The 5,877-nt window shown below is 59.1% G+C and carries 5 protein-coding genes and 1 pseudogene; 2 read left to right on the top strand and 4 right to left on the bottom strand.

Translation table 11 applies throughout. The features are described from left to right. From PU724_RS33330 to PU724_RS33320, 3 genes are all read right to left on the bottom strand, one after another. Positions 1-1,225, bottom strand: a 1,225-nt coding sequence (locus tag PU724_RS33330; RefSeq protein ID WP_483238258.1) for an AMP-binding protein, incomplete at its 3' end; no start/stop codon positions are given. A 1,252-nt stretch (positions 1,226-2,477) separates the two neighbouring features. Further along, on the bottom strand, positions 2,478-2,864 hold the full coding sequence (locus PU724_RS33325) for an ectoine synthase (RefSeq protein ID WP_354426004.1): 387 nt from the start codon (positions 2,862-2,864) through the stop codon (positions 2,478-2,480). Between the two features lie 597 nt (positions 2,865-3,461). Continuing rightward, entirely contained in the window at positions 3,462-3,728 is a 267-nt protein-coding gene (locus PU724_RS33320) for a hypothetical protein (protein WP_354426006.1), read from the bottom strand. 716 nt (positions 3,729-4,444) lie between these two features. On the opposite strand from PU724_RS33320, the gene PU724_RS33315 reads away from it, so the two are divergent. Together PU724_RS33315 and PU724_RS33310 are read left to right on the top strand one after the other, a co-directional pair. Then, positions 4,445-4,681, top strand: a complete 237-nt coding sequence (locus tag PU724_RS33315; RefSeq protein ID WP_426213806.1) for an MFS transporter — start codon at positions 4,445-4,447, stop codon at positions 4,679-4,681. Next, a pseudogene (locus PU724_RS33310) lies at positions 4,678-5,200 on the top strand (MFS transporter); the annotation flags it as partial. The gene PU724_RS33315 and the pseudogene PU724_RS33310, both read left to right, overlap by 4 nt. A 51-nt stretch (positions 5,201-5,251) precedes the next feature. On the opposite strand, the gene PU724_RS33305 reads toward PU724_RS33310, so the two are convergent. After that, positions 5,252-5,877: transposase (locus PU724_RS33305; RefSeq protein WP_426213808.1), on the bottom strand; the 626-nt coding region annotated here is incomplete at its 5' end.

Raw genomic sequence — 5,877 nt, 5'->3', positions numbered from 1 at the left:
CGATGAACCGCTCGGCCGTCAGATCGGGCCGGTTCAGGTAGCCACGCGCAACGCCTGCGCCGCCAATGTAAAGCTCGCCCACCGCCCCGAACGGCACAGGAGCGCCATGACCGTCCAGCAGGTACACCCGCGTGTTCGCAATCGGACGGCCGAGGGGAGGCAATTGGGGCCAACATGATGGGTCAGCTGCCAGCCGGTGCTCGGCAATGACGTTGATTTCTGTCGACCCGTATTGATTGAACAATCTCGCCTTTGGATGTGCTTCGAAGAACGCCCTAAGCCCTGGAGTAGCCTGCAATTGCTCACCCGCTGTATAGATCTCACTTAGAGAGGGCAGTTGCACTTTCTGCCCGCCCCAGACCTCCGCAAAATGGTTCAATGCTACGAATGGAAGAAAAAGCCGCTCGATCGCCTCCCCCTTCACGAACTCGAGCAAGTCGGAGAAGTCCTTGCGGATTTCTTCTCGCAAGAGCACGAGGAGTCCACCCTCCTTCCAGCAAATGAACAATTCCTGAGAGGACACATCGAAGTTCAGGGTCGCGAATTGAAGTGTGCAAAGTTTTGACGTGCCAACCCCCGCGAGCGAATTCACAAGCGAGCCATGGGACATTTCGACGCCCTTTGGCGTTCCGGTAGAGCCTGAAGTGTAGATTACATAGGCGAGATGGCGTGATGTGAGGCCAAGCGTGCGCGGGTCCGGGTCCGAAGGCGCGCGCTCGGCCCAGGCCGGGGTGGCCGTATCCAGATCGACCACCGTCACATCGGTCAGCACCCCGGGGCCGAGTGCTGCGCGTCCGGCCCCATCGCAAACTAGCAGCCGCGGCGCGGCATCGTCCACAACCTGCCGCAGCCGCGCGCTGGGATAGGCCGGGTCCAGCGGTAGATAGGCGCCGCCCGCCTTGAGGATCGCCAAAACCCCGACCACCATCGCCAGGCTGCGCTCCAGGCAGATCGCCACCGGCTGATCCGGCTTGACCCCAAGGGCGATCAGATGATGGGCCAGCCGGTTGGCCCGCGCGTTGAGCTCGCCGTAGCTCAGGCGCTCGTCCTCATGGACCACCGCCGCCGCCTCCGGCGCTTGCCGCACCTGCGCCTCGAACAACTCATGGATGCATCGGTTCGAACGATAATCGGCCGCCGTCCGGTTCAGATCCTCCAGTAGATAGGTGCGCTCGGCGGCCGGCAGGATATCGATGCGGCCGACCGGCTGCCCCGCATCGGCCATCACGCCACACAACAATGTTTGCAAATGCTGCGTCATACGGTCGATCTGCGTCGGTGCCAATCGACTTGCATCAAAGTGCCATCGAAAGCTCCCATCCAGAGTGCAAAGCTCGAATGTCAGCAAATCACCGGACAGGGTTGTCTCAGGACTCGCGTTCGAAGCTAGATCGCTAGCGGCAGAACAGCTATCTGCTGTAATCGTAATGCCAATCGACCAGGGCTGATGTGATCGTAGTGCCTCCACACCTCGCAATGTCGGGCAGCGCGCGATAAGATCCCGCGCGAAGCTGCCGTGCTCCGTCAGCCGAGCGAATTCGGCCACCACCGCCACGCGCGCTTCCTCAAAATTATGTGCAAGATCAATGGTAACTTCGATCGGCACGACAGAGGCGATAAGCATCTTCACCGCTTTCGAACTGGCTTGCGATAATCTATCCCATGCAGGCGTGCATCCCAGTTGAAGCTCTGCTTCTCCCGTGATGCGGGCGAGATAGATCAGCCAAGCCGTTACCAAATATTCCGTGCGATCGAATGGCGACAGCTTGGCCAAAGCACTTGGAATGACGCCCGAACTCGACTGCCATCTGGGCGGCGTCTTAGCCACGGACGACGACACGAAGGGAAGCTGCGATGTTTTAAACTGCTCTAGCCGCTGTCGCCAAAAATACTCTGAAGGGGCCAGCTTCTCATGGGCGGCAGTTATGCTCCGCACCTCATCATCGCTTAATATCGGAAGGCGACCACCTTCATCCAGATTGCAGTGTCCCGCCAAGGCTCCCTCCGTCACCAATACCGTCGCCGACAGTATCGCAGTTGCCACCGTTCCCTCGTCTGAGTTTCCGGTGAGCGTGGTCAGCGGACGACTTCTCCTAGTCCGTGCCTTTTTAGAGGATCACGCATGCATCGTGCCAAAGGCGAAATCGTTCGCAATGAACATGATAGCAAGAACACTGCTATGTGGCTTATCCGACATCGTCGGACATCGTACCTTTGAGCGCGCTTTCAATCGGCACAAGCCTTCCAGAATCTCCCCGATGTGTTCGCCGAAGCAAGCGGAGCCTGGAACATCTCACTGTCCACGCGGGCTGCGGCCGCGTAGGTAGGGACTCTTCGTGGAAAGCCCCCGTTTATCAATGAAGACCAATGAGAAAGCGGTGCCCATGTGAACGAGATAACAAACAATTTTTCCGCTTGAGGTCGGCGGAATGCGGTGCGGATGGTGTTGGGTCGCTAAGGTGGATGTTCCTCGCAATTCAATATGCCGAGCCTGCCGGGTCGTTGAGACTGTGGCGCTCGGTTCCGTTGAGGGGCGGGTTGAAGATACTTACGAGGATCAGGTCCTTGTCTCGGCCCCCGCGCAGAAGATGCTTGTCATACTTATCAAGCACATAGATGTCGCCCTTGCGAATGGGGAAGACATTCCCGTCCATGTCCTCGACCTCGCCCTCTCCGGCGATGCAGTAGCAGGCTTCGAGATGATTACGGTATTGCAGAAGCGAGACCGTGTTAGCGCGCACTACGGTGTGGCAGATGCTAAAGCCCATGCCGTCCTTATCGGTCAGAAGGCGGTGGCTAGTTCCATTGCCCCAATCGACGAAGTGACCGGTCGCTTCAACATCCTGCAGGCTACGCACAATCATAGCACTATCCTTTTGTATTCCGCAGCCGAGCCGGGGGCGCGTACTACCGTGATGTTGCCACTTCTGCGCGGTGCTGCCGCCTGCATTGCATGTTTCAGAATGCCCTACCGGCCATAAAGTGTTTTCGGTCGCAAATCTGGCAAGTTGTTTCCTTCCTTCGCTGTGCCTCGCGACACGAATACAACTCCGCAGCCTGTTACAGAGCAAATCTCGTGCCACCCTAGAGAGAAAGGGGATAGAATTTGGGGGCAGGCAGCCGACGGCCAAAATCTTTCCCACTGCCGTCTTTTTGTAGGTGAGCACATAAAGGGCGCCCAGAGCGACTGCCAGGAGCGCGCTGGCTAGCGCCAGCCCGATCGTGAGCGAACACCTTGCAGGATGAGTTCCCCATAGCCCGCGACGGATACCCGTTTGAGCGGCATGGTCCGGCAATGGATGCCGCTGCCGCCCTTGGCAAATTCTGGGAAATCAGGATCGACATCTGCACGGAGTTTTTGGACCACAGACTGTTGTGCCTAGACGTCAACACCCGATCGTTGCCCAGGGAGATGACGTTACAGCCAAGATTCATCGCCTCCTTATAGGTAATCCTCGGAACTACGCCACGCTCGACTGGCCATCGACCCATATGTCGCCCGCCCGCAGGCGCTCCCGCAGGTGAACGAGCACCGCAACTTGCCAGGCGCGCAGATCGATGTTGATACCATCCGGGCGTACACGCAGCCGCCATTTGCGGGTCATGAACGCGAGCGGCACCTGCGCGCGGGCAGTTTCCGGCCGTGTAGAGCGCGCGCGCAGATGGTCAACTGCCCGCAGAACCGGATCATCGGGACGAGACGACCGGAAAGAGAACGCGCCGAACATGAGCCTGCCCAGCTTGTGCAATGATCTTGCCGCTCAACGAGCTCGTCGAACTCGTCGCTGCGATCAGGGCGGACGACAGAATTGGCTCCCGCCCTGCTGGCGATCAACCCGTCCAGCCAAAGGGAGGTTGCGATTGCGGATGCGAAACTGGTGTTGCTTTCACGGGCAGACAGAAGCGCCGCGCAGCCGAGCTTGAGATGATCGGGCCACCCCATCGAGAATGTCAGCCTCCTTCAGGCGGCGCTCCTTTCGGCTGATTTCAGCCTTGCGACTGTTGCTGCCGATCAGCTTACAAAACATTGTCGACCGCAAGATCGGTGATCGCTGCTTGCCTTTCGATGACGAAAGTGGTCAGCGTGGCGTAGTGACGCTCGGATGAAGCATGCTGAGTCAAGCGACAAGCAAGTATCTGGGCTCCACCCAGGTGATGTCTTCGAAGGCAAGGTGAGCCCGGCTCGGGCCTGGGTCTCGTCTGCTAAACACCTGTGGCCGCATTCGTCGGAGGCAAAAGAGTTTCTTTCAATTTTGCCAGCCGCCACGGTTCAGTCGAGATTACATGCGAGACGGCCGATAACGGAAAGCAAAGGCTCGCAAAAAATGAGTAGAGTGGCTGGATCAGTTGAAGATTTGGCTGCGCCGACGACGTTTGCGCCCCTCATGCAGCCGACCTTTCGTTCGATCTGGCTCGCTACCCAGTCTCTTCTCTCGGCTGGTTGATGCAGATCGTCGCCATCAGCTGGCTGATGGCGACGATCTCGACTTCCGATCTGATGGTTGCGCTGGTGCAGGCTTCATCGAACCTGCCCGCTTTCATCTTGTCAGTATTCGCGGGGGGCCCTCGCCGACAATTTCAGCCGTCGCAGGGTCATGTTCGCCGGCCGGTGCCTGATGGTGATAGGATCGGCGGTGCTAACCCGCTGTTGTGGCGCTGGGCTTTGTCAGTCCGTGGATGATCCTCGGCTTGAGCTTTCTGATCGCATACGGGGGTGCTCTTCACGATCCCGCCTGGCAGGCCTCGGTTGGCGATATCGTCGACCGACGCGATGTCCCGACTGCCGTGACCCTGCTCTCCGTCGGCTTCAACACGGTCCGGACCGTGGGCCCGGCGCTCGGCGGCATCGTGGTTGCCTCGTTTGGGCTTTTGGCGGCTTTTAGCGTGACCACCCTCACCTATCTGGTCCCTTTGGGCACGATATGGCGCTGCAAGTGGGGTTCGCTCTTCGCCTCTCCCGCGCGAGTTGACTATGACGGGCTGCGCTTCACGGCGATGTCTTCGGAAATCAAGGCGGCGATCGCACGCGGAACCCTGTTTGGCCTGGCAAGCATCGCCATTCTCGCACTGCTGCCGCTGGTAGTCCCCGATCATCTGGGAGGCCTATGGCACGCTCATGGCAGGCTTCGGGACGGGCGCCGTCTCCGCCGGCATCTCCAACGGCACATTCAGACGGAGCCTGTCGCAAGAACGTCTGATGAAGCTCGCGTGCGTCGCCTGCGCGGTCTGGTCCCTCTCCCTTGCACTGACCTCACGAAAACTGTCGCGGCACGAGGCCGAGCCAAGCGGCAAAGTCGCGCCCCGATTTGAACTTTTCCATAGCCGGCGCAAAGGCTTCGACGGCCACGGCGGTCATCGGCCCGATGCCGGGCATCGTCTGAAGACGCCGCGCCACATCGGTTTGCCTGGCGAGAGAGGACAGCTTTTGGGTCTTGCTATCTATTCTGGCGGTCTTTTCGCTAATCTGCGCCACGAGATCCAGGCCCTCCTCGCACACGAGTTCGGGCAGATTATTGGTCTTGTCGTTCAGCACTTCCAGCCGCTTGACGTGCCCAATTCCCACGGGAACAACATGCCCATACTCGTAGAGCATTGCGCGCAGAGCGTTCACCAGCTCGGTGCGTTGATGGACAATGCGTTCTCGCGCCCGAAATAGAATAGCCCGCGCTTGCTGATCACGTGTTTTAGGTTCGACAAAGCGCATTTCCGGCTGCCGCGCTGCAATGACAATGGCTTCCGCATCAGCAGCATCGTTCTTCTCTGGTTGCCGCCCTCGATGCAAGAAGCTTTCCAACCTGATGTTCGGTGATCGAGTGCGTTCTTCTCTCAGGCCTTTTCCTCGCGGCCTTTCAAGAAGCCGCTGGCCGGTATGGTGAT

It is taken from the genome of Mesorhizobium abyssinicae, from assembly GCF_049887195.1.
GTDB classification, from domain to species: domain Bacteria; phylum Pseudomonadota; class Alphaproteobacteria; order Rhizobiales; family Rhizobiaceae; genus Mesorhizobium; species Mesorhizobium abyssinicae.
This window is presented reverse-complemented; position numbering and strand designations above follow the sequence as displayed.